Here is a 22656-nt window from a genome sequence, read left to right as displayed (position 1 = left end):
AGCACCTGTTTTATACTGCTTACAACATAAAACCAACCAACGATTTTATTTGCACCCACTTATTAGGCATAGGATAGTAGCAACAAATACGACTCAGCATAGGAACATCATGATAAAAACACTGATTGCCTCAAGCTTAATATTTTCTTCTTTTAGTACTTTAGCCAATTTAAACACACCGTTAACACCCGAAGAATTACGAATTGAAAAAGCCAGCCAAGCAATGCCGAGCGTGCTAAACGCTTTTGCCAGCGAAGTTAATCAATTTGAGCAGCAATTCAAATCACTTTCAAGCTATGCACAAGCCGTAGATGTCGTTAATGATTACTCAAAACGATTGTGGTTTAGTGCAAAAAAACGCATCGCTAAAACGCAAAACTTAGATGATCGTGCACTTTACTGGGCTCGCTTACAATCAAGTAAAATAATTCGCACCACAAAGCCTGCATTTTCGCTGAGCGCCGCGCAGCAAACAGTGTTATTAACGCTATTAGAAAACGGAAGCCGGGGCCGCACTGATCTGAGCTACTCAAAAAACACCACAAAAAAAATATTACTAACCGGGTTTGACCCTTTTTTACTTGATAGAAATATAAACCAAAGTAACCCATCGGGCGTGGCTGCACTGCTTCTTGATGGCCAAGTCATTAACTATAAAGGCATTAGTGCTGAAATAAACACCGTGATGGTGCCAGTGCGATATGAAGACTTTGATCAAGGTATTATAGAATCCTTACTTGCCCCTTATTACGCACTTAATAATGTAGATATGGTAGTTACCGTTAGTATGGGTAGTAAAGACTTTGACCTTGAGCGCTTTCCAGGTAAGCGCCGCAGTGTAACAGCGCCCGACAACGCCAATATAGTGTATGGTGGTACCAAAACAGCGCCGCTCATTCCAAGCTTGAACGACCGCCCATTACCAGGTACTGAGTTTGTAGAATTTAGCTTACCCGTTAGCGCTATGTTAAGCGCAAAAGGCCCTTTTCCTATTAATGATAACCATCATGTTATTACCCTAAAAAAAGACTTTGAGCCTAATAGTTTCGATGAATTAAAAGACGCTATTGCAGTGCGAGGCGGTGGCGGTGGTTATTTGTCTAACGAAATTTCGTATCGCAGTATTCGCCTGCGAAATCAACTAAATTCAGATATTCCGACTGGGCATATTCACACCCCACGAATTGCTCAGTTTGAACCCGAAACTGAAGCTAAAATAGTAAAGCAAATTCAAACTATGCTAGAGCGCAGTTTAGTCGTGCTCTAACATCGTTTGCTTTTTCAACGTTAGAACGACTATTAACTAATAAACGTAGGAGCACTTAAATGCTTCTACGTTTTTTTGCTTTAAACCGCTAAAAAAGCATGCTGAAATTACATTAAAATTAAAAGCGCTCTGAATCAATCTCGGCTATTTTATAATAAAAACTCATTACTTTAATTATTAACTAGATCTTCACAAATTGTGTTCTATGCTCATTTGAGGTACAAACCTTATTACAGGGACATAGTAATGCTCACAATTAATCACTTTTTTAATTCTTTAAATTTAACAAAAAAACTTATTTCCGCCTTTTTAATTGTTGCTCTAGTGCCAATAGCAATAATTATCACGGTCACTATCAATACAGCGTCAAACTCGATGACTGAACAGGTTTATTCCCGTTTAGATGCGGTGAGTGAAGTAAAACAAAGCGCTGTTGAACGCTACTTTAACAATATTGAAAATAAGCTAAATGCGCTGCAAGCAAACCCAGAAATGGCTACTATTGCGACAAAGTTTATAGAAGGATTTAATGATATATCCCCTTCAGCTTCATCAGCGTCTCTAAATCGCTTTTATAAAGAGTCTTTTACCCCAAAATTTAAACAGCTAAACCCAACAGACACTGTCTCTTCATCCCTATTAGAGCAAATGAATCCAAAAAGTATTGAGCTGCAATCTCGTTATCTAGCTAATAACCCAAATCCAATTGGTGAAAAACAAAAACTAACCGCTACTGGGCAATCAGATAGTTACGAGCAAGCGCACCGTAAATACCATCGTTATTTACGCGATATGACCAATATAAATGAGTTCTACGATATTTTCATTATCGATCCAACAAATGGCAATATTGTTTACTCCGTTTATAAAGAGGTAGACTTTGCAACATCGCTACAAACAGGGCCCTATGCTAAAAGTAATTTAGCGAGTTTATTTCAACAATTAAAAAACAGCAACGATCCTCAAGAAATTGCATTTGCAGATTATAAACAGTACTCCCCTTCATATAATGCCCCTGCTAGCTTTATAGGTAAGCCTATTGTTGTTGATGGTAAAACGGTTGCTATTTTAGCCGCCCAATTATCGATTGAAGATGTCAATTCAATCATGAAAGAACGTGGCGGGTTGGGCGAAAGCGGAGAAACCTACCTTGTAGGTCCTGAGGGGTTAATGCGCTCTGACTCTTATATCGACCCGAAAAATCATTCTGTAGAAAGCTCATTTAGAAACCCAAATAAAGGCACAGTGAATACCTTATCTGTAATCAAAGCACTAAAAAATGAAAAAGGGCAGCATGTGATAAATGATTATAACAATGAGATGGTGCTGTCTGCATTTGCACCTGTAAATGTCTTTAATGTTCGCTGGGCATTAATAGCAGAAATGGACGAACAAGAAGCTTTTGAGTCGATAACCACACTTTCTCAACAACTCATTATTATACTTTTCATCACTATTTTCATTGTTACTATTGCCGCATATTGGTTTGCGAGAACACTAACAAAACCAATACATGCACTGGCTGATACGATGAAAAAAGTGGAACAACAAGGAGACTTTTCATTACGAGCAACTGTCTATTCAAGCGATGAAATAGGCGTTAGTACTCAAGCATTTAACACTCTTCTTGATGCTCTGCAGTTATCTATTAGTGAAACAAACCGTGTTATGAATCAAATGGCTGAGGGAAAATTCGATCAACGTATTGAAGCGCCATGTCGAGGGGAATTAGATACGTTAAAACAAGCAACCAACGATTGCGCAAGTTCACTAAATGGTGCGATAAACGAGTTAAATAACATTGCGATTGCTATGGCTGATGGTCAATTTGATATTCAAATTAATGCCTCAATGTCAGGCGAGTTAGGCACCTTAAAAAGTAATATTAACCAATCGCTTTCTTCAATAAATAACACAATGAATAGTATCGTCGATATTATGGCTAACGTAGAGCAAGGTAATTTTAAAGAACAAATCACCTATCCAGCGAAAGGAAAACTTGCGCAACTAAAAGACAGCGTGAATAACTCAGTTAGTAGTTTAAGTATTGCTATAGATGGTATTAGTGACGTTATGAGTGCATTACGACAGGGCCAGTTTTCAGCACAATTAGATGCCCCCTTAGCTGGCCAGCTTGATATATTAAAACAAGATATTAATTCCAGTATGGCTAATCTAAATAATGTAATGAATGAAATAGGTGAAGTCATGACCTTTGTTAGTAAAGGTGACTTTAAAAAAATGATAAAAGGTGAAGCCAGCGGTCAACTTGAGCAGTTAAAAAGTAACATCAATACATCAATCACTGCTATTGATAATGCTTTAACTGAGATTTCATCAGTTATGCTAGCAATTAGTCAGGGGCGTTTTGATCATACTATTTCATCGACTATGACAGGCCAACTAAATAGTTTAAAAACAGATATAAACCATTCGGTAACTAACCTCGAGCGCGTCATAAACGACCTCAATCAAGTAATGGCCGCGATGGCAAACGGCGATTTTTCTCATCAATTAAAACAGCCATTACAAGGCCAGTTGGAAGATTTAAAAAATAATGTAAATGAGTCTACCTCATTAGTTTCATTGGCTATAAATGAAGTCAGTAGCGTTTTATCAAACTTAGCTAAAGGTGACCTTACCAAAAATATAGAGGGACAATATCAAGGCGTATTCGATACCCTTAAAAGCGACACCAACGCGACTATCGAGAAATTAATCAATGTCATTCAAGAGATTCAAGTATCGGCTAGTCAGGTTATGCAAAATGCAGGTGAAATAGCTTCAAGTAATACTGAAATAAGTAAGCGCACAGAGGAGCAAGCTGCCAATCTTGAAGAGGCAAGCTCAAGTACTGAGCAAATGCTAGATGAGTTAACTAAAGTATCTGAACAATCAAAAAGTGCAGTGGCATTGGCAAGCAATGCAGAGCAAATTGCTGAAGAAGGAAATCGCTTATCAATACAAACCGTTAGCGCGATTGATGAAGTGAATGAAGCCAGTAAAGACATTAACGAAATACTTACGGTTATTGACAATCTCGCTTTTCAAACAAACTTGCTATCACTTAATGCCGCCGTGGAAGCTGCTAGAGCTGGCGATCATGGAAGAGGCTTTGCCGTAGTCGCTAATGAAGTAGGTGATTTAGCTGGGCGCAGTGCTAAATCGGCAAAGCAAATAAAAAGCATTATTGTAAATAGTAATCAAAAAATAGCGCTTGGGACTGAGTTAGCAGACACCTCAGGGAAAAAATTAAAACACATAATGCAAGCTGTTAGCGATGTTAATAAAAATATAATACATATAGCGCATTCTACCTCCGCACAAGAGCAAGCGATTAAAGAGGTTAACCTTGTTGTACAACGTTTAACCGGTCTAACCCAGGCAAACTCGGCTATTACAGAAGAAACAATGGCGGCAGCACGTCAAATGGCAGAACAAGCTACCGAGATGAGAGTGCAACTCAATTACTTTAATCTGAAAAAAGAGCAATAATAACCCGTCGCATTACACGTTATTTTGCTCACACGGTGCCTTTATTTTAACTTTAGTAATTCGATGAGCCATTATTATTAAAAACTTAAAATAATAAGGGCCCATCATAAAGTTACGTCACTTTACCCGCTAAATTAAAACGTGGCTGGGTATATAGCTGGGTTTTAACCACCTCAGCTAAAATAGTTACTGCTTGCCAAATATCTTCAAACGAGGTGTAAAGAGGTGTAAAACCAAAGCGTAAAATATTAGGCGCACGAAAATCTGCAATCACCCCTTTTTCAATTAACGCTTGGCATATAGCAAATGCGTAGGTATGTGAAAACGCTAATTGGCTGCCTCTTTGGCTCGAATTCTCAGTAGAACATAAATGCAAATCACGTAAGCATGAATGTGTTTGTACTAATTTAATAAATACGTCGGCAAGTGCAATCGACTTTTCTCTTATTTTTGAAATATCAACATCTTGCCATACATCAAGCGCAGCATCTAAAGCACTCATAGCAATCACACTGGGTGTGCCACATAAATACTGATTTATATTGTTAGCACGTTGATATTTTGCATCAAAAGCAAATGGTTTGGCATGACCCATCCAGCCTGATAAGGGTTGTTTTACAGCAGCTTGGTGGCGTTTTGCTACATATAAAAACGCAGGCGAACCAGGGCCGCCATTTAAGTATTTATAGCCACAACCAACAGCAAAATCAGCATTACAGTCATCAAGTTCAACCGGTATAGCACCTGCACTATGGGCTAAATCCCATATCACCAAAATGCCTTTTTCATGAGCTAGCTGGGTGATTTTTTGCATATCCAACAATTTACCGGTCCTAAAGTTCACTTGTGTTAACAGTAATACTGCCACTGAATCATTTAGGCTTTGTTCAATATTTTGCTCTGCGACGAGTTTTAGCTGACATAAATCGGGGCCTAATAATTCACTTAACCCTTGTACCATGTATAAGTCAGTAGGAAAGTTATCCTCGGTAGATAACACCATGTTACGCTCAGAGTTTAACGATAGCGCACTACTTAATAGTTTAAATAAATTAACCGAAATAGAATCACAACAAATAACTTGGCCTTTGTCGGCGCCAATAATAGGCGCTATTTTCTCCCCTACCTGAGTAGGTAAATCAATCCATTGGTGATCATTCCAACTTCTAATTAGGTGACTACCCCATTGCTGGCTTACCACCTCTGCTACGCGGGACTTTACTGCTTTAGGCAAAGCACCTAATGAATTACCATCGAGATAAATAGTGTCTGCGGGTAAATCAAATTCGTCACGCTTGTGAGCCAGCGTATCCGCTTTATCAAGCGCTATAATCTCATTAAAATTCATTGTTACATCTCATTCAAATTTTGTATTAGTGTATTAAATGCAGCTGATCCCGGATGGATCCAATCAAAATGCCCCACGCCTTCTAACATAACAACTGGACGTTTAAGCTGTGCTAAATTAAAAGCAGGCACGATGGCATCTTGGTCACCTTGTAAAATAATGCTTTGCGGATGAAGCGATTGCTCACTCGGGTTAGCTTGCGTGTATGCCTTAGGTTTATCGGTTGGCATACCTTGCATAAAATCTTGAGTCACTTTTTGACAACTATTATCACCACGCGCATACGCTTTTATATCAGTAATAGGGGCCAAGCCAATAACCCCTTTAAGCTGGCTTATTTCACCACCAGCAAGCAATGCTAAATGCCCACCTGCCGAATGCCCTACCGCAACTGATCCCGCTAATTTAAACTCGCCATTATTGTAAGTACTTGCCGCTAAAATACCGGCTTTAACATCATTAAACGTTGCAGGCCAGCCACCACCGCTTGCACCGCTTCTTCTATACTCTAAAGACCATACATTAAAGCCAGCTTGTGCAAGCCCCGTACTTAACGCATACGTGTGTTTAATATCGTACTCACTCAACCAACAACCACCATGGAGTAAAATAACTAATGGCGTTTGCACCAGTGTTTGCTTTGCACGCCAAAGTAATGCGTACTGTGACTCATCACTGCCGTAGGCTACTTTTTCATCAGCTGAGTTAAACCCAAGCGAAGCCACACTTGCGTATGCAACATTATTATCTACATCAGGAAATTTAACTTGCTGCGCGGTGGCGTTGACCAAAAAAGGCCATACAGAAAAAAATAAAACTACTAAGTTTTTCAAAATAAAGTACTTCCTTTTATAACCTTAAAAGCGATATAACTGAAAACGCTGGCAGTCGTTTATAAATGTTCTATACGACTTACCAGCGCTATTACGTCATTATTAATAAAATAAATCGAATGATTTATTGTTGTTTAAAAACCGTGCCTTCTTTCATAACAAAATCAACATCCAATAAAGCACTTATATCACTTAATGGGCTGGTGTCTAAGGCAATAATATCAGCAAACTTACCAGCTTCTATAGTGCCTAAGCTATGATTCATATCAATTAAATCAGCCGCGTTAACCGTTGCCGACTTTAAGATATCAGCAGGAGTCATACCCGCTTGGTACATTAATACCGCTTCTTGTGCGTTAATGCCGTGCTTAGATACGCCACTGTCGGTACCAAATGCAATGTTAACCCCCGCCTTATAAGCCTTAGTAAAATTATTTAGCATATCGCCACCAACCTTGATTGCTTTGCTTTTAATGGCTTCAGACATAAAATCAGAGTTATTGGCTAAGTTAACCACCGTATCGCCAGCAAGTAACGTAGGCACAAGGTAAGCACCTGTCTCTTTAAATAGTTTAATACCTTCATCGTCGGTGTAACTACCGTGCTCTATACTATCAACGCCCGCACGTAATGCTGCGTTAATACCTTGGGCAGCATGGGCATGACTAGCTACTTTCCGCCCTAAACCATGTGCGGTATCAACAACTGCTTTGAGCTCATCGTCTTGCATTTGCTGACCTGTACCGGTAGTCGTATCCGAAAGCACCCCACCAGTAGATGCGACTTTAATTAAATCAGCCCCATACTTGATTGCGTAGCGAGTTTTTTTGCGGCACTCTAGTGCCCCATCACACACTGTGGGCGGTGTTTTCATCGTGAGTAAGTCTGGGCTCATACCATCAACATCTAAGTGCCCGCCGGTAATAGTAACGCCAGCACCAGCAATAATTCGAGGGCCACTTATCCATCCTTTGGCCACCCCATTTCTTAGTGCATACATTTGCTCACTTTGACTGCCTACATCACGCACTGTAGTAAAACCCGCCAGAAGGGTTTTGTTAGCAAAATGCACACTGCGCATTGCTACATCTGCATCAGACATTTCCACCAGCTCTTTTTTGTTATCTGGCCCAAGCTCACCTTGTAAATGCACATGCATATCCATGAGCCCAGGCATAACAAAGCGGGTCGATAAATCGATTAACTGAGCATTTTCACCAAAACGGTTGATAGGTAAAAAACCCGCTGATACCGAAACTATTTTGCCATTTTCTATTACTATAGTTTGTTTTTGTTGTGGTTTTTCTCCTGGAATAGCTAGCAACTCTCCAGCATGAATCACTTTAGTATCCGCATGTGCATTAGTAGCAACGATATTGACTGCGAAAAAAAACGAGGTAACCACACTCAATCGAAATATGCTCATTAAACTCTCCAATGAATCGTCATTCGTTAATAACAACGAAACAACGTTAAAATATTGTTATATCACTAATACCTTATCAGGAAAGTTATAAAAACAAACCACTATCATACTTTTATTACAAAAAAACGGCTAAAAGTCAGACTATTAAAACAAAAAAGCAGCACGCCTAATTGGTCGTGCTGCTTTTAAACATCGCAATTAAAAATAAACCTTACATCGTTTCCTGGGCCTAAAGTTAAACTTTAAAGAAGGCAATTTCTTTTTTAAGCGAACCAGACAAGTCAGTAAGTACTTTAGTTGCCGTGTCATTTTTATTCATCGATTCAATGGTTTCTTCAGACATTACCGCAACCTGCTCCATTGCAGCACTAAATTCAGTTACCACTTGAACTTGTTCGGATGCCGCGCTCGACACCTGCTTCACCAAGTTCAACGAGTCCATTGCTTGTTCCTCAATGTGTTTGAGTAAATCTGTTGCCTGCATAATTTTTGCTTTGCCGTTTTCAACCTGTGGCTGCGTTGTCTCCATAGCACTTACAGATGCTGCAGTTTGAGTTTGCACATCGTTAATCATAATCTCAATTTGTGAGGTAGCTTCACCGGTACGTTGCGCTAACTGGCGTACTTCGTCTGCAACAACGGCAAAACCGCGTCCCGACTCACCTGCTCTTGCAGCTTCTATTGCGGCATTAAGAGCCAGCAAATTAGTCTGCTCAGAAATACCACTGATCACACTCGCAATGCCGCCTATTTGTTTTGTATTTTCAGCTAATAACCTTATTTGCTCTACCGTTTCATCAACGGTGGTCGCTATGCGTTCCATTTCGGTAGCGGCGGCATTCACCACTTTACGACCTTCCATTGCATAGTTAGCGGTTTGCTCTGAATTAGTCTCTGTTTGTGCTGCAATATCAGCCACTTTATCAATGCTAGCGCTCATACTGCTTAATTGTGAGGCTGTTTGAGTAGTTAATTGAGCTTGTTGCTGCGCACCATTTAGTACCAAAGTAGAACCATCAGACACTTCTTCTACTTTGTCTTGTAGTTTGTTAGACGCATAAATAATATTCTTAGCGATACTGGTCAACTTTGTGCTCATGGTATCTAACGAATCAAGAATACTGCCTGTGTGAGGTGTTTTTAAACTCTTGGTTAAATCACCGTCTGCCAATACAGCTATAACTTGCTGTGCTTCATTAGGCTCACCGCCTAGGGTCGCTCTGAGGCTTTTATCAATAAGTATACCCACAGCAACAGAGAAACTGATCGCGATAGCGCTCAGTATCAGCATAAAGTTTTCAAATGTTCCGGCAACGTCTCTTGCTTGAGGTGTCGCTATTTGGTTTTGATCTTCCTGATAATCAATAAACTGATTGATAGTGTTAAGCCAATTAATAAAAGCAGGTCGAGCTTCATCAAGCACCTTTTCATCAACCGGCTGACCAGCCTTTTTCATTGCAATAATTGTCTCCACAATAGGCAACGTTTTTGCCTGAATAGCCTCAATACGGCGTAAAATATCACGCTCTTTTGCTGTAAATATCGTGTCGTTATTTAGCATTTGCCTCATCTGCGTTTCAGATTCAGCATAAAATCCTTCTAATCTTTTGATTTCCTTTTCATATTCTCTAACCCTTGCGTCATTATTTGCAATAGCTATATCTCTAATGGCAATAGCACGGTCATGCACACTGCCTCTAAAGTTAATAGCGTAGCGTTGCTTTACTGAGTTTACATCAGTGATTTTTGCTAGGGTTCTATCGATATAGTTCACACGATTAATACCTTGCGCAGTCAGAAGAACTAACAACGCTAGTACAATTCCAAAACCAATAGAGAGTCTTGCCCGAATGGACAATGACGAAAAGAAGTTCAACATAAATAGGCTCAATGAGAAGTGATAGGCAGTTATACGAATGTTACCAAAAAATAGCCTTCTTTATTATCAATAAAGCTTAAAATAATACAAAAGAACTATTTTTAATTGCAAAAAACGCAAACTATTAAAAAAAGCCAAACAATTGATTTAAAAAGTAACCACAAGCAAAAAGCAAATATCACTGTTCAATAACAATGATAGCAACGTAAGGTCAAAAACTTTTTAAACTCAAACCCAAAATGAAATTAGTTTTTTCATGCAACTAAACCTGATAGGTGTGCCTATACTTAATCCAGGTGTTGTAATACTTTTCATATACAGGGAGCTTATGGATATTAAAGACATAAATATTGTGCTGCTAGAAAAGTGCAATTTTCTTTTAATGGTATTTGATAATAACGATCAGCTTAGTTACCTTTCTTCTAGGTGGTCAGAGCTCAATATTGCAGCTAAAAACATACCAACCATTAAAAGCTTTTATGCCTGTTGTACAACTGAAAGTAAAACACTATTACAACAACAAATTAACGCTCTAAAATTGCAACATAATGAGTTAGACCAATTTGATATTAAACTGAAACTCGCCACCGACTATTTTATTAAACTTAACTGTTGCTTGCATAGCGTGCAGCAAAACCAGCGCCAATATACGGTTTTAATTTTTAACCAGCACTTTGCCCAAGTGTCGTCTGTTATTAGCAATAACGAATTACAAACCATCATAGAAAATGCCGGCGAAGTTTTAAAAGTGGGTTATTGGCAACTCGACTGTAACACAAGCCAATTATTTTGGACCGATGAAATTTACACCATTCATGGTGTTTCACCCAGTAACTATTCCCCTGAACTAGACACAGCAATAAATTTTTATCATGAAGACGATAAACCCAAAATAGCCCATGCGGTCGAGCAAGCTCTTGCGAGCGGGCAAGGGTGGAGCTGTATAAAGTTGCGTGTTGTAGATGACGATCTACAAGAGCGCATTGTTATATCAAGCGGCAATGTATCAAGAAATAAAAACGGTGCAATCACTAAGTTGTATGGCATTTTTCAAGATATATCGGGGAGTGAAAAAATCGCTCTAGAGCGGGACTTTTTAGTTACCGCACTCAAAGAAACTACGGTTGGGATGGTGATTGCCGATAAAGACAAGCGCGTTATTTGGGTAAATGGCTCATTTGAAAGAATAACAGGCTATACACTCAATCAAGTGGAAGGTAAAAAACTAGGTGCTATTTTACAAGGTGAAAAAACTGACGCCAACACAATAGAGCAACTTAAAATTCATCTTAAAAAAGGCATCCCTATTACCACCCGAATTTTAAACTATACACAAAGTGGGGACCCCTATTGGAATGAACTGGCCATATCCCCCATTTTTAGAGACGGCAAAGTGGCTTATTACTTTGCTGTACAAAACGACGTAACCAAAGAAATAAACATTGAGCATAAACTGATCGCGCTTAATACCAGTTTAGAGCAGCGTATTCAGGCGCGTACTCAAGAGCTCTCTTCACTTAATAAAGAGCTAGAAAAACAAGCCAATATAGACCCACTTACAGGCTGTTTAAATAGACGAACTTTATACAGAACGCTCAGCGATGAACTATTAAAAACGCAAAATAAAAACACCTATATTTCATTATTAATGCTCGACATAGACCATTTTAAAGCCATAAACGATAATTATGGTCACGAAGCTGGAGATTTAAGCTTAAAAGAGCTCACCAACACATTACGCTCCTTAACTAGAAAGCAAGATTTTGTATTTCGCCTAGGCGGTGAAGAGTTTTTAATTATTATGCCCAACACAAACAAAGCCGAAGCTAAGCAAGCCGCAGAGCGAATTAAAAACACGATTAATCAACACAAAGTTTTCTATCGCAATAAAAACATTAGCTTTACAGTAAGTATTGGGCTGCTTACTCATGATGGCTCTATCAGCTTACAAAACAGCTTAAAATACGTTGATGACTATTTATACGAGGCAAAAACTAAAGGTCGTAATAGAATTGTTGATTGAACAGTTTTAAATCAATTAGTAAAAACTTAACTAGTCATATAAGCTAACTACTTGAGCATGATAATTTAATTGAATTTTACGCTAGCTCGAGCATTATTATTTTTATTCAATTACTCATTGTTAAGTATATCAAAAACAAGGTTACATAATGATAAAAGCGTCAACACCTGAAGATGAACTATCACGGCTAAAAGATTTATATGAGTATGACGTTTTAGACACTGAAGCTGAAAAATCCTTTGACGATTTAACCCAACTTGCATCTGATATTTGTGATACGCCAATCTCACTAATAAGCCTCGTTGATCCCGACAGGCAATGGTTTAAATCAAAGCAAGGTCTTGATGCAGCCGAAACAGCACGAGATATTTCGTTTTGTTCTCACGCAATTTTAGAAAACCAAGTATTCGAAGTTCAAAATGCACTGACAGACACGCGCTTTCACGATAACCCTTTGGTTACAAACGACCCAAATATTCGCTTTTATGCAGGTGCACCTCTCATTACACCTAGAGGTAATGCTATAGGTACGTTATGTGTTATTAGCGATAAACCAAAAAAGCTTTCCAGCAAACAAATAAATGCACTCACTGTTTTGAGCAAAGAGGTCATTGCGCAATTAGAGCTTAGGCTTAATAATAAAAAGTTAGTGATGGCATTAAAAAAACAAAAAAAACACAATAAAGAGCTAGAAAAGTTAAAAGAAGAAGCAGATACGGCCAATAACACAAAGAGTAAATTTTTGGCAAATATGACTCATGAGCTGAGAACCCCATTGCATGGGATTTTAAATTTAGCTGAATTTGGTATGACCGAAACCACAACAGAGGAAAAAGACAGCACCTTAAAAAGTATTTTAAAGTCAGCACATTACTTATCAAATATTGTAAATGACATTTTAGACTTTTCTAAGATTGAGGCTGGCAAGTTAGAAATTGAACATATCCACTTCAACCTTAATGACGTTATTAGCGATGTAATAAAACCCCAGCTACAGCAAGCGTCTGTTAAAGGTATAAAGCTTATTACATCGGTAGATCCTAAAATAGCAGACAATTTAAAAGGCGATCCTCTTCGGATTTCGCAAATTTTAAATAACTTGTGCTCAAATGCGATTAAATTTACCAACTTTGGCCAAGTAGAGCTGAAGGTAAGTGTTAAAAGCACTACATTGCAAACACAAGTACTCACCTTTGAAGTTATTGATACAGGGCTTGGGATTAATGAGACTGTTCAAGAGCATTTATTTAAAGAATTTCACCAGGCAGATTCATCGACCTCAAGAAAATATGGAGGCACAGGTTTAGGCTTATCAATTTGCGCTCGTTTAAGTGAGTTAATGCAGGGGCAGCTTAGCTTTACCAGCAAAATAAATAATGGCTCCACGTTTACCTATGAGCAAAGCTTTGAGATTGCTTTGTTGCCATCAACCTCGAAGCAGAGCACTGATATAACAAACCTTCAAGGCAGTACTGTTTTAATTGCCGAAGATAACAAAATAAATCAGCTTATTATTGTTAAAATGCTCAAAGCCCATAATGCTAATTTAATTATTGCAGAGAACGGTAAAGAGTGTGTCCAATACTTTAAAGAGCACCCTGTAGACTTAATTTTCATGGATATACAAATGCCTGAAATGGATGGGATAAAAGCTACTCAGGCTATTAGATTGCTTCCTACAGGTAAAACCGTTCCAATTATAGCTATGACAGCAAATACCTTAAAACAAGACATTGAGCATTATTTAGATATTGGTATGGATGGCTACTTAACTAAACCGTTTGATAAAGCTAGGCTCAATAGCTTACTCAATGTTTATAACCCTAGAAACCTTAACCTAAAGAACTTAGCAGTAAAAATTAGCGATCCTAATATTTCTAGTAACAGGAAGCTAAACCAAATATGCAAAGAGTTAAAAGCACTCATTCCCGGTGCAAATCGAGTCAGCCTGTGGCTATTTAATAAAGAATACAGTGCATTAAATTGCCTAATTTGCCTTGATGAAAATAATGACGTGTCCAATGGCACTGTTTTAACTGCAGAAGACTCACCTGCTTATTTCAATTATATTTTAACCAACCAAGTACTCGACGCCTCGGATGCTAGAAACAACGACGTAACTAAGCAGTTCACTAGCTCTTACTTTGAGCCACTCGATATATACTCTTTACTTGATTACATTTATATACTTGATAACAAACCGTTAGGTGTTATTTGTTGTGAAAGTGTAGGCTCAAAGATCACTTGGAGCCATACTGATAAAGAGTCGTTAATCAAAGTCGCAGACGTTACTAACTTGTTTTTATCAAAGCAGATTGAATCCACATGACAAAATACACTCAGAAAAAAATTAATGACTAATAAATTAAGAGGTTTAATGAGGAGTGAAAACTCAAAAGCCTCGCACCTTATTAATTCACTCTCTATGTAGCTAAAACCTAGGTTAACGTTGTTAGCTTCCTACAAGCTTAGGTATAATGACCTATCTTGGCTGTGTTTATTAGCCTCTAAATTGGATCATCTCCTATGAAAAAACTATCTGCTGTGCAAGTAAAACAACAAGCACTCGTCCTCAATGTTGCTGATAAAATAGAAGCGCAAGGCCGGGCTGAAATCCCAGGCATGCTGCAATGCTGGTTTGATGTGGAATATCATTTATTTCCAGGCTCTTTACTGATGTGTTTTCAGTTTGAAAACCAACAAGCATTAACTGCTGCAGAGCCTGATTTATTAAAATGGCAAAAGCGTTTAAGCGCTGCCATGCTTAAAAAAGGCGTGATTTTAAAAGATATGCGTAAACATTTAGTGTTTACCTTAAAAGGGCCGAACGACTAAACCACTTATAGTGAAAGCGCACTCTACTTTGGTGTGCTTTCCACATTAAACTCATTAACGTGCTTAATTAGCTCTGGGAAAAACGCCAAAAAAAGCCCATCTAGCTCATTGTAATGGCGAGATATATCTTCAGCAGCGCCAGAAAAAGTATTAGTAAAGCGAATTCGTTTAGCAATATTATCAAGCGCCAGCCCCACTCCATCAACGCTTTCGTACTCTTTAAACCAATCGTTTTGCGTCATACTAGTTACCACACGTTGCATTCGTGTAGGCATTACCGGTATACGCTTATCCAAAAGCCCATAACTGGTGTGCTTAAAATCAATTAATGATTGGTTATTAAACTGCCGCCAATGCGCAATAAGAAAATGATCAAACACCACATCAACAGCCACGCCTGCAAAGCGCCTTCGCTTAGGTGAAAAAAGCTGTTTTGCTTCTTTAACTAAAGGATGTGCGTCTGTAAATTTATCCACTAAATAATGATTATCTAGCGCACTTTTAACGCTTTTAGGTATATGCGTTAACTGCCTTTGACCACCAAAATCTCCCAACAAATTGCCAAAGTGAGAATCAGCCGTAGGCTGTGCTAAATAAAGGTGGGCTAAGTAATTCAAGGTGATCTCAGCAGTTGATCAAAGTATTTAAATAATAACGCAGTTTTGAATAAAATTCATTTTAGAGAAGAACAATATCTTTAACTTTATTCTTCGAAACTACCCAACCCAATTACACTTGTATTTTATAAATTCAGTAAAGAGTCAGGCCAATTTTGTTATCACTGTTGCTGCATTTTTTGGTGCTGCTTGAGTCATAAAACGCCTTGCTTAGCCTTTAATACTAAATGCTATTTTTCATTGTAACCAAGGCTAATCACGTATTATGACAACGACTTTATTAAGCAATTCACAGCAAGTCGCACTGCAACAAGCACTATTCAAGAGTAAACTGTTAAACAGTGCTAATTTAAAGAGTGATAACCCACCATCACTTGAGCACAAAGCCTATAGCGATATCGCCGTAATGCTCTATCGCTTTAATTTACAAAAAATAAAATGGCCCTCTTTTTTAAAAGCAGCCATAAGCGCAGCAAATAATGTATGCCAATGGTTAGCCAATGAACTTGTCAGATGCCAGCAAAGCTACAAAGCCCAATCTGATGAAGCAGTAAGCGTTGAACAAAGTGCATTTTTTTGTGGCGTTTTTAGCGAAGAGCTCGCTTATATTCAGGGCTTGCTAGAAATAGAAACCTAAGCTTAATTAGGTTTTAGTAAAGTAATATGACTCCCCCCCCTGTTACAGTTGTTTTTCAAACCTTGCCAGAAATAATAAGTATAGCGTTCTGTATAGGCAGTACATTCCGTCAACGTTTTCCATAGGCTTTAACTAATCGATTAAAAACTAACCTTTATTTATTAAGTTTTTGTTCTACTCTTTATTAATTAGTGGTGCTACAACGAGCCTGTTATTTTTCAAAGATACAAGTCGATAAATAGACTGCCAAAAGGAATTTAAAAATGTCCTCACATTTAAATCAAATTGGTTTCACTTCAATTAAAGCAAAATTATTAGCAAGTTTTAGTTTAATTATCATTATGTTAATTGTTACTGCTGGGATCGGTATATATAACCTCTCCATAATGAATGATCAGATGAGTAAAATAATTAATGTTTCAGCTGAAAAAGTAAAACTGGCAGCTAGAGTCAATCAAGGCGCTTTAGCTGTATCTCGAGCTGAAAAAAATATAATTTTGGCAGACTCAAAAGCAGCCATGGATGAATACGCCGACTTCATAGCTCAAACGCGAGATGAAATGCTAGAGCGACGTGCAACTCTTCGCAATTTAGTCAATGACAACGGCAAACGTTTACTCGATGAATTTGCCGCGACATGGGATGAATATATTGAGGTAAATCTTCAAATTCGTGATCTAGCAAGAGCTGATTTAAACGACAAAGCAATAGCTTTATCTAAAAATGAAGGCAGGAGGCTAAACGATTTAGCCATTTCTCAAATGGCTAATTTAGTAAATGCAATCGAACAAGATATGGCAAATGACGAGTTAGAAGCTCAAGCACGGCACTCCTCTGCATATAGCTTAATGCTTGTAATTACCCTTATAGGCTTAATCGCAGGTATTGTTATTGCCATTTTTATCTCTTCGAAAATTACCAGCGCACTTAATCGCCTTTCACATAGAATGAACGATATTGCCGATGGCGAAGGTGATTTAACCGTAACAGTCGACGATTCATCAAAAGATGAAACCGGCGACGTTGCCCGCGCATTTAATAAATTTGTTGCTAAAATTCGCACCACAATAACCTCAGTGGCATCTGAAACCACTCAGGTTGCATCAACTTCCGAAGAGCTTTCAATAGTTAGTAACACCACCAGTGCAGCAGTTAAAAAGCTGCATGATGAAACGCAACAAGTTGCCACCGCCATGACGCAAATGAATGCAACAATTCAAGACGTTGCAAATAGCGCAGAAAATGCCACCAGTTCAGCAAGTGATTCAAATAGTAATGCTAAAGCCGGTGAAAGCATGGTGAACGAAACAGTTCACGCGGTTGATAACCTTACTAAAGAAATTAATCAATCTGCTTCTGCAATTGAAAAGCTACAAGCCGACAGCGAAAATATAAGTACCATATTAGATGTTATTAAAGGCGTATCTGAACAAACAAACTTATTGGCATTAAATGCCGCCATTGAAGCCGCAAGAGCGGGTGAGCAAGGCCGAGGTTTTGCAGTAGTTGCTGATGAAGTAAGAACCTTAGCACAACGAACTAAAGAGTCAGCCGCCAACATAGAACAAATGATCGATAAGTTTCAATCCGGAATATTAACCGCCATTGAGGTAATGACCAAAAGCCAACAACAAACAGACTTAGTTGTTGAAAAAGTGAGTAAAACAGGTGAAACCCTGCGAACAATCAATGACTACAGCAGCGCAATTAATGATATGAACGCGCAAATAGCCTCAGCCGCTGAGCAACAGGCCGTGGTTGCAGATGAGATCAGCCGCAACGTTGTTAATATTAAACAAGTAACAGAGCAATCATCAGCTGCAACTGAGCAAACATCAACAGCAAGTAACGAAATGGCAATACTAGGCAATAACTTATTAAAATTGGTACAACAGTTTAAAGTGTAAGTACTGGGCTTCTCATGCTTTCAAGCTGAGTAGTGTTCGAAAGCTAATTTAGCAGTACAAAGCACTAAAAGCATAGGTAATAAAAGGAGCTCAAATTGCAGGCATGAATGACTTGTGGTCACCTGCAAACGAGCCCTTTTGGCTGCTGCCGGTGAAGAGGTAAAAACTTACACAAGGTTTTCCTCTCTTAAATTAAACTTTTAATTAGATTAGCTGCCCAACAAAATTAACACTATTATGGGCCAAAATAGGAAATACCAAACTTCCTGTACGCTCTCTTAGCCAAAGATAAACACGCCGACTTGACCGTAACCTTCTAATGGGTGACCATTTGGTTTTTATGGGTACATAGTTAAAAAATTCCATTAGCCGTTACGGATATGACTGTATTGATAACAATACTGACTATATAAGCCCCTACAAAAAGCATAGCGAATACTGAAACGGCTCCACCTCCTGTATATCCGGCTTTAGCTTTTTCTACCATTAAAACATAGATGCTCAGCCCTATACTCACCTTAAACCACAGCCAGTAATCGTTACTAAATAACGGTATTGCTGCAAAAGCAACAATCGGTACTAGTATTTTACCTTCTTCGTTTTTGTGTAAAAAATAAAAAGCCATAACAGCAATATATAAAAATGGCGTTACATCACTCATATAAACAACTTCCTTATAAATATAAAATTAAAATAAATAAATTTTAACTATTGTACTTATTAATCAGTACTAAGCACTTAATAACGTCATTAATTGTGTTTACTTTTTAGCTGTGCAATATTAACTCACTATAAAGCGCAAGGAACGCCAGCTCATTAGCGAACTTGATATAAAAATTAAAGGATGAACATGATAAAGCCATTTTACACGAGCTGCTTATTAGCTCTTACTCTATTAATACCCAACCAAGCTAAAGCAGAGCCTACAGCTTTACAGTACCAGCAAATCCTTAATGATACCCTTTCAGCCAGTGAGCCTGGTGTGTCGGTGATAATAAGTAAAAATGAAAAAACTGTTTTTAAAGGAACCCGAGGGCTTGCCAACCTTGAACACAACATTCCACTTACCAATCAAAGTGTTTTACGATTAGGCTCTATTTCAAAACAGTTTACCGCTGCTGCAATTATGATGCTGCAAGAGCAAGGTAAATTATTAACCTCTGACAATATTCATAAGTATGTTCCAAGCTTTCCTACTGAGGGTAACCTCGTCACAATAGAAAACTTACTGACCCACACATCGGGAATAGCAAATTATACCGATGACGACGACCTATTCGATAAAGAAATACAAGTACCTGCAAGCGTTGACGACACGCTAGCGCGTTTTGCCAAGCACCCTATGGTTTTTAAACCAGGCGAAGCAATGGCTTATTCAAATACAGGTTATTCACTACTTGGTAAAATAGTTGAAGTAGCAAGTGGGCAATCTTATAAAGAGTTCGTTGAACAAAATATTTTTAAAAAACTGGGGATGACACAAAGTAGCTACGAAGGGCAAGAGCTTATTCCTCACCGCGCAGCTGGATATGAACAAACAGCGCAAGGCTTTATAAACACAAGTTATATTAATATGGATTGGCCCTATGCCGCAGGGGCCCTTATATCTACTCCAACTGACTTAAATATTTGGTTTAGTGCATTATCGTCTGGCAAGCTTATTAGTAAAGCAAGTTATGAGAAGATGGTCAGCCCTTTTAAACTCAACAACGGCAGCTTTTCATCCTATGGTTACGGCCTAATTGTTAAGCCTTTTAATGACTATACGGTAATTAAGCACACCGGTGGAATAAATGGCTTTTTAGCACATGCACGCTATATACCCGAACAAAAACTATACGTAGCCGTACTCGCTAATTCAAACCATATAAACCCTATTTTTATAAACGAAAAACTCACAGCTAAAGTACTAGGTATAGAACTACCAAAATTTAAAAGCGTAAATGTAACAGCGGAGCAACTATCACCCGTTTTAGGCGATTACCGTATTAATAAAAATACTTCTCGCAGCCTAATTTATGAAAATGATGTTTTATATTCTCAGCGCACTGGTGGAAATAAAATAAAGCTAATCCCCATGTCTAAAAATAGTTTTTATTACCCTAATTCAAATAACTATTTAGTCATTGAAAAAAACAGCCAAGGGAAATTAATAATGAAATATTTTAGTGGGTTATCAACCACGCCGAGTGAGGCAATTAAAATTTAAGATAATTATAATGACACCCATTCTGATTTATCTATTTTTAATGTCTGAAGTCAAGATTTGACCCCCTTTGGTTCGAATTTAAATAATAAGAACACTTAGCTTTTGAATAAAAAGATCAAGAAAGCACAGCAACCTGCTTGACCGGAACTTTCTAATGGGTGGCCAAACCAACTATGCCACTACAATATACTTATGGCTAGATTAATTTAGCAACTTCTTTATACATCATTCACTTTAAAAATAACTAAAGAACAAAAATATGATTTTAAAAGAATCTTACCAAGTCCAGAGACCGGCCAGCGGCAGTCCCTCTTTGACTGCTGTCGCCAGCGCGACAAAATCTTGAATAAGGTTTTTAATTATAGATACCTTGTTTGTTTTTACTCTTTATGAGTTAATTACTAAAACGTGTTTTTATTAAAATATATTGACGGAGCGATCTCTTATGGCTAGTATTGTCAACAACACGCCCGCCAAGCCTCTTTTGAATGCTCAAATTGCGCGGGCTTTTTTATGTCTGCTTATTACTAATATTAAGAAGGCATAATGACTCAATTCAATAAACCAGCCATCACTGTAAACGAACAAATAACCCTTTTACAAAGTCGCGGTCTACATATTCTACAGCCTGACCGAGCAGAAAAATACTTAGAAGTAATCAGCTTTTTTCGCCTTAGTGCGTATATGCGACCTTTCCAACAACCTAAAGAAAGACAAGAAATTGAACACCAATTCAAAGACGGGGTTGAGTTTAAAAAAATAGTTGATCTGTATGCTTTTGATAGGGAGCTAAGGCTTCTTATTATGGATGCTGTAGAGAGAGTTGAAGTAGCCATCAGAGCCACTCTTAATAATGTGATGGGCATAAAGTATCAAACTGAGACTGATGAGTGCAGTGGCTCTCACTGGTACTTAAATGAAAGTCTATTCAAAAGAACTTACCAGCATAAACGCTTACTAAAAGAAGTTGAGGATAAGCAAACAAAAGAATTTAATGCTCTCCAAAGAGATATTAAGAAAATTGAACGTAACTCAGCTAATGATGAAATAAAGCAAGAACGTATAGAAAAAAGGGTTAGAGAGAACTATCCCCGCTTTTACCATTATTCATATGATAAGCCTAGATTGATGCCTGGGTGGGCGATGGCTGAAGAGCTAACCTTTGGGAGTATTTCACATCTTTATAGAGGGCTTGCAAAAGATATAGATAGAAAAGAAATTGCAAAAAGGTTTGAGTTGCCTCAAGAAGTATTTGAAAGTTGGCTACATACTTTAAATTTCATAAGAAATTGTTGCGCGCACCATAGCCGTCTCTGGAATAGAGAATTAGCTATCCAACCTAAAGTACCCCGTGGTGTCATTTGGCAATTACCTGGTAGATTAGAACCTAGCAAAATTCAACCAAATCGACGTATCTACATGATCATACTAATGTTAGCATATTTAATGAAACAGATTAGCCCTGATAGTCAATGGAATAACAAAGTGAAAGCTTTGATCTTATTGCATCCTGAAATTCCGTTGTTTCCTATGGGCTTCCCAGATAATTGGCTAGAGCACGAATTCTTTATCTAATAGGTTTTTAATAAAAAATTAAAAATCTATTATCTCAGATCTTGCATTTTGCCAAGACAAAACACCAATCTCACGTTTAACACCCTCCCCCGTCATCACGCCCTGAAAATAAGCAATTGATGAGTAATGTCGCGCATGGATGCGCGATAAGGCGAAACTAGGCCATGGATGGCCTATCTTCGCCGTTTACGTTCACATCAATTGTGGTTTGAAGGATTGAGCGTGATGCTCGGGTGCGCTGAGAGTGTCCAGAGAGGGGTCAGCGGCAGTCCCTCTTTGGCTGCCGTCGCCAGCGCGACAAAACCTTGAATAAGGTTTCTAATTTCTAGAAGCACGAAACGCATCAACTTTACCTGTAATAGTAATTTCAAGCATCTACTCAGGCTAAGGCAGCGCGTAAGCAAGCTGTGCGCCTACAATAAATAACACACACTCTTGGTTTTTGAGCTAGTAAGTATATTTGTGATTTGTTGGGCTTCGTTTCACTCTATCCAACCTACATTTATACAATTAACGTTAATCACCACGCACAAAAAAGCCGCTGCATTGCTGCAACGGCTTTTATAATTTTGATAAATCCCACTCTACAATGGAAATTTTTTCAA

15 protein-coding genes and 1 pseudogene are annotated in these 22656 nt (G+C 38.2%); 9 read left to right on the top strand and 7 right to left on the bottom strand.

Annotated elements, in window-relative coordinates:
• Window positions 1-109: 109 nt before the first annotated feature.
• Both B1F84_RS02935 and B1F84_RS02930 read left to right on the top strand, forming a co-directional pair.
• Window positions 110-1267 (top strand): hypothetical protein, encoded by a 1158-nt coding sequence (locus tag B1F84_RS02935; RefSeq protein ID WP_131690531.1) that lies wholly within the window; start codon window positions 110-112, stop codon window positions 1265-1267.
• Window positions 1268-1513: 246 nt separating this feature from the next.
• Complete coding sequence (locus B1F84_RS02930; protein WP_131690530.1) at window positions 1514-4762, top strand: methyl-accepting chemotaxis protein; 3249 nt, start codon at window positions 1514-1516, stop codon at window positions 4760-4762.
• Window positions 4763-4874: 112 nt separating this feature from the next.
• Here B1F84_RS02930 and kynU read toward each other — a convergent pair whose 3' ends face one another.
• From kynU to B1F84_RS02910, 4 genes are all read right to left on the bottom strand, one after another.
• Window positions 4875-6110 (bottom strand): kynureninase, encoded by a 1236-nt coding sequence (gene kynU, locus B1F84_RS02925; protein ID WP_131690529.1) that lies wholly within the window; start codon window positions 6108-6110, stop codon window positions 4875-4877.
• A gap of 2 nt (window positions 6111-6112) precedes the next feature.
• Entirely contained in the window at window positions 6113-6943 is an 831-nt protein-coding gene (locus B1F84_RS02920; protein WP_165489676.1) for an alpha/beta hydrolase, read from the bottom strand.
• 124 nt (window positions 6944-7067) lie between these two features.
• Entirely contained in the window at window positions 7068-8369 is a 1302-nt protein-coding gene (locus tag B1F84_RS02915; protein ID WP_131690528.1) for an amidohydrolase family protein, read from the bottom strand.
• Window positions 8370-8604: 235 nt separating this feature from the next.
• Window positions 8605-10248 carry a methyl-accepting chemotaxis protein gene (locus B1F84_RS02910; RefSeq protein ID WP_131690527.1) on the bottom strand — a complete coding sequence of 548 codons (1644 nt, stop codon included), beginning with the start codon at window positions 10246-10248 and terminating at the stop codon, window positions 8605-8607.
• A gap of 328 nt (window positions 10249-10576) precedes the next feature.
• Between B1F84_RS02910 and B1F84_RS02905 the strand changes: the two genes are divergently transcribed.
• From B1F84_RS02905 to B1F84_RS02895, 3 genes are all read left to right on the top strand, one after another.
• Window positions 10577-12271: a sensor domain-containing diguanylate cyclase gene (locus B1F84_RS02905; protein WP_131690526.1), complete on the top strand. Its 1695-nt coding sequence runs from the start codon at window positions 10577-10579 to the stop codon at window positions 12269-12271.
• A 148-nt stretch (window positions 12272-12419) separates the two neighbouring features.
• The gene (locus B1F84_RS02900; RefSeq protein ID WP_131690525.1) at window positions 12420-14600 is read left to right on the top strand and encodes a response regulator; all 2181 of its coding nucleotides are present in this window, start codon (window positions 12420-12422) and stop codon (window positions 14598-14600) included.
• 197 nt (window positions 14601-14797) lie between these two features.
• Window positions 14798-15106, top strand: a complete 309-nt coding sequence (locus tag B1F84_RS02895) for a hypothetical protein (protein WP_131690524.1) — start codon at window positions 14798-14800, stop codon at window positions 15104-15106.
• A 23-nt stretch (window positions 15107-15129) separates the two neighbouring features.
• Here B1F84_RS02895 and B1F84_RS02890 read toward each other — a convergent pair whose 3' ends face one another.
• Complete coding sequence (locus tag B1F84_RS02890; protein ID WP_131690523.1) at window positions 15130-15723, bottom strand: ACP phosphodiesterase; 594 nt, start codon at window positions 15721-15723, stop codon at window positions 15130-15132.
• 265 nt (window positions 15724-15988) lie between these two features.
• Between B1F84_RS02890 and B1F84_RS02885 the strand changes: the two genes are divergently transcribed.
• Window positions 15989-16360 (top strand): hypothetical protein, encoded by a 372-nt coding sequence (locus tag B1F84_RS02885; protein ID WP_131690522.1) that lies wholly within the window; start codon window positions 15989-15991, stop codon window positions 16358-16360.
• Window positions 16361-16623: 263 nt separating this feature from the next.
• Window positions 16624-18267, top strand: a complete 1644-nt coding sequence (locus tag B1F84_RS02880; protein WP_131690521.1) for a methyl-accepting chemotaxis protein — start codon at window positions 16624-16626, stop codon at window positions 18265-18267.
• A 204-nt stretch (window positions 18268-18471) separates the two neighbouring features.
• Here the strand turns inward: B1F84_RS02880 and B1F84_RS18075 are convergent.
• Window positions 18472-18561, bottom strand: a pseudogene (locus tag B1F84_RS18075) (CPBP family intramembrane glutamate endopeptidase); the annotation flags it as partial.
• A 58-nt stretch (window positions 18562-18619) separates the two neighbouring features.
• Complete coding sequence (locus B1F84_RS02870) at window positions 18620-18928, bottom strand: hypothetical protein (RefSeq protein ID WP_131690520.1); 309 nt, start codon at window positions 18926-18928, stop codon at window positions 18620-18622.
• A 189-nt stretch (window positions 18929-19117) separates the two neighbouring features.
• Between B1F84_RS02870 and B1F84_RS02865 the strand changes: the two genes are divergently transcribed.
• Together B1F84_RS02865 and B1F84_RS02860 are read left to right on the top strand one after the other, a co-directional pair.
• Window positions 19118-20476 carry a serine hydrolase domain-containing protein gene (locus tag B1F84_RS02865; RefSeq protein WP_008109602.1) on the top strand — a complete coding sequence of 453 codons (1359 nt, stop codon included), beginning with the start codon at window positions 19118-19120 and terminating at the stop codon, window positions 20474-20476.
• A 546-nt stretch (window positions 20477-21022) separates the two neighbouring features.
• Window positions 21023-22051 carry an Abi family protein gene (locus B1F84_RS02860; RefSeq protein WP_008109603.1) on the top strand — a complete coding sequence of 343 codons (1029 nt, stop codon included), beginning with the start codon at window positions 21023-21025 and terminating at the stop codon, window positions 22049-22051.
• The last annotated feature ends 605 nt before the right edge of the window (window positions 22052-22656 follow it).

The sequence above is a fragment of the Pseudoalteromonas sp. DL-6 genome, assembly GCF_004328665.1.
GTDB lineage: Bacteria > Pseudomonadota > Gammaproteobacteria > Enterobacterales > Alteromonadaceae > Pseudoalteromonas.
The sequence above is the reverse complement of the archived record's forward strand: the minus strand, read 5'-3'. Positions and strand labels throughout refer to the sequence as shown.

Bases quoted from the DNA above. Each gene is read 5' to 3' on its own strand.
- B1F84_RS02860 (WP_008109603.1), top strand. From the start codon at position 21,023: ATGACTCAATTCAATAAACCAGCCATCACTGTAAACGAACAAATAACC.
- B1F84_RS02930 (WP_131690530.1), top strand. From the start codon at position 1,514: ATGCTCACAATTAATCACTTTTTTAATTCTTTAAATTTAACAAAAAAA.
- B1F84_RS02900 (WP_131690525.1), top strand. From the start codon at position 12,420: ATGATAAAAGCGTCAACACCTGAAGATGAACTATCACGGCTAAAAGAT.
- B1F84_RS02865 (WP_008109602.1), top strand. From the start codon at position 19,118: ATGATAAAGCCATTTTACACGAGCTGCTTATTAGCTCTTACTCTATTA.
- B1F84_RS02935 (WP_131690531.1), top strand. From the start codon at position 110: ATGATAAAAACACTGATTGCCTCAAGCTTAATATTTTCTTCTTTTAGT.
- B1F84_RS02915 (WP_131690528.1), bottom strand. From the start codon at position 8,369: ATGAGCATATTTCGATTGAGTGTGGTTACCTCGTTTTTTTTCGCAGTC.
- kynU (WP_131690529.1), bottom strand. From the start codon at position 6,110: ATGAATTTTAATGAGATTATAGCGCTTGATAAAGCGGATACGCTGGCT.
- B1F84_RS02870 (WP_131690520.1), bottom strand. From the start codon at position 18,928: ATGAGTGATGTAACGCCATTTTTATATATTGCTGTTATGGCTTTTTAT.
- B1F84_RS02910 (WP_131690527.1), bottom strand. From the start codon at position 10,248: ATGTTGAACTTCTTTTCGTCATTGTCCATTCGGGCAAGACTCTCTATT.
- B1F84_RS02895 (WP_131690524.1), top strand. From the start codon at position 14,798: ATGAAAAAACTATCTGCTGTGCAAGTAAAACAACAAGCACTCGTCCTC.
- B1F84_RS02885 (WP_131690522.1), top strand. From the start codon at position 15,989: ATGACAACGACTTTATTAAGCAATTCACAGCAAGTCGCACTGCAACAA.
- B1F84_RS02905 (WP_131690526.1), top strand. From the start codon at position 10,577: ATGGATATTAAAGACATAAATATTGTGCTGCTAGAAAAGTGCAATTTT.
- B1F84_RS02880 (WP_131690521.1), top strand. From the start codon at position 16,624: ATGTCCTCACATTTAAATCAAATTGGTTTCACTTCAATTAAAGCAAAA.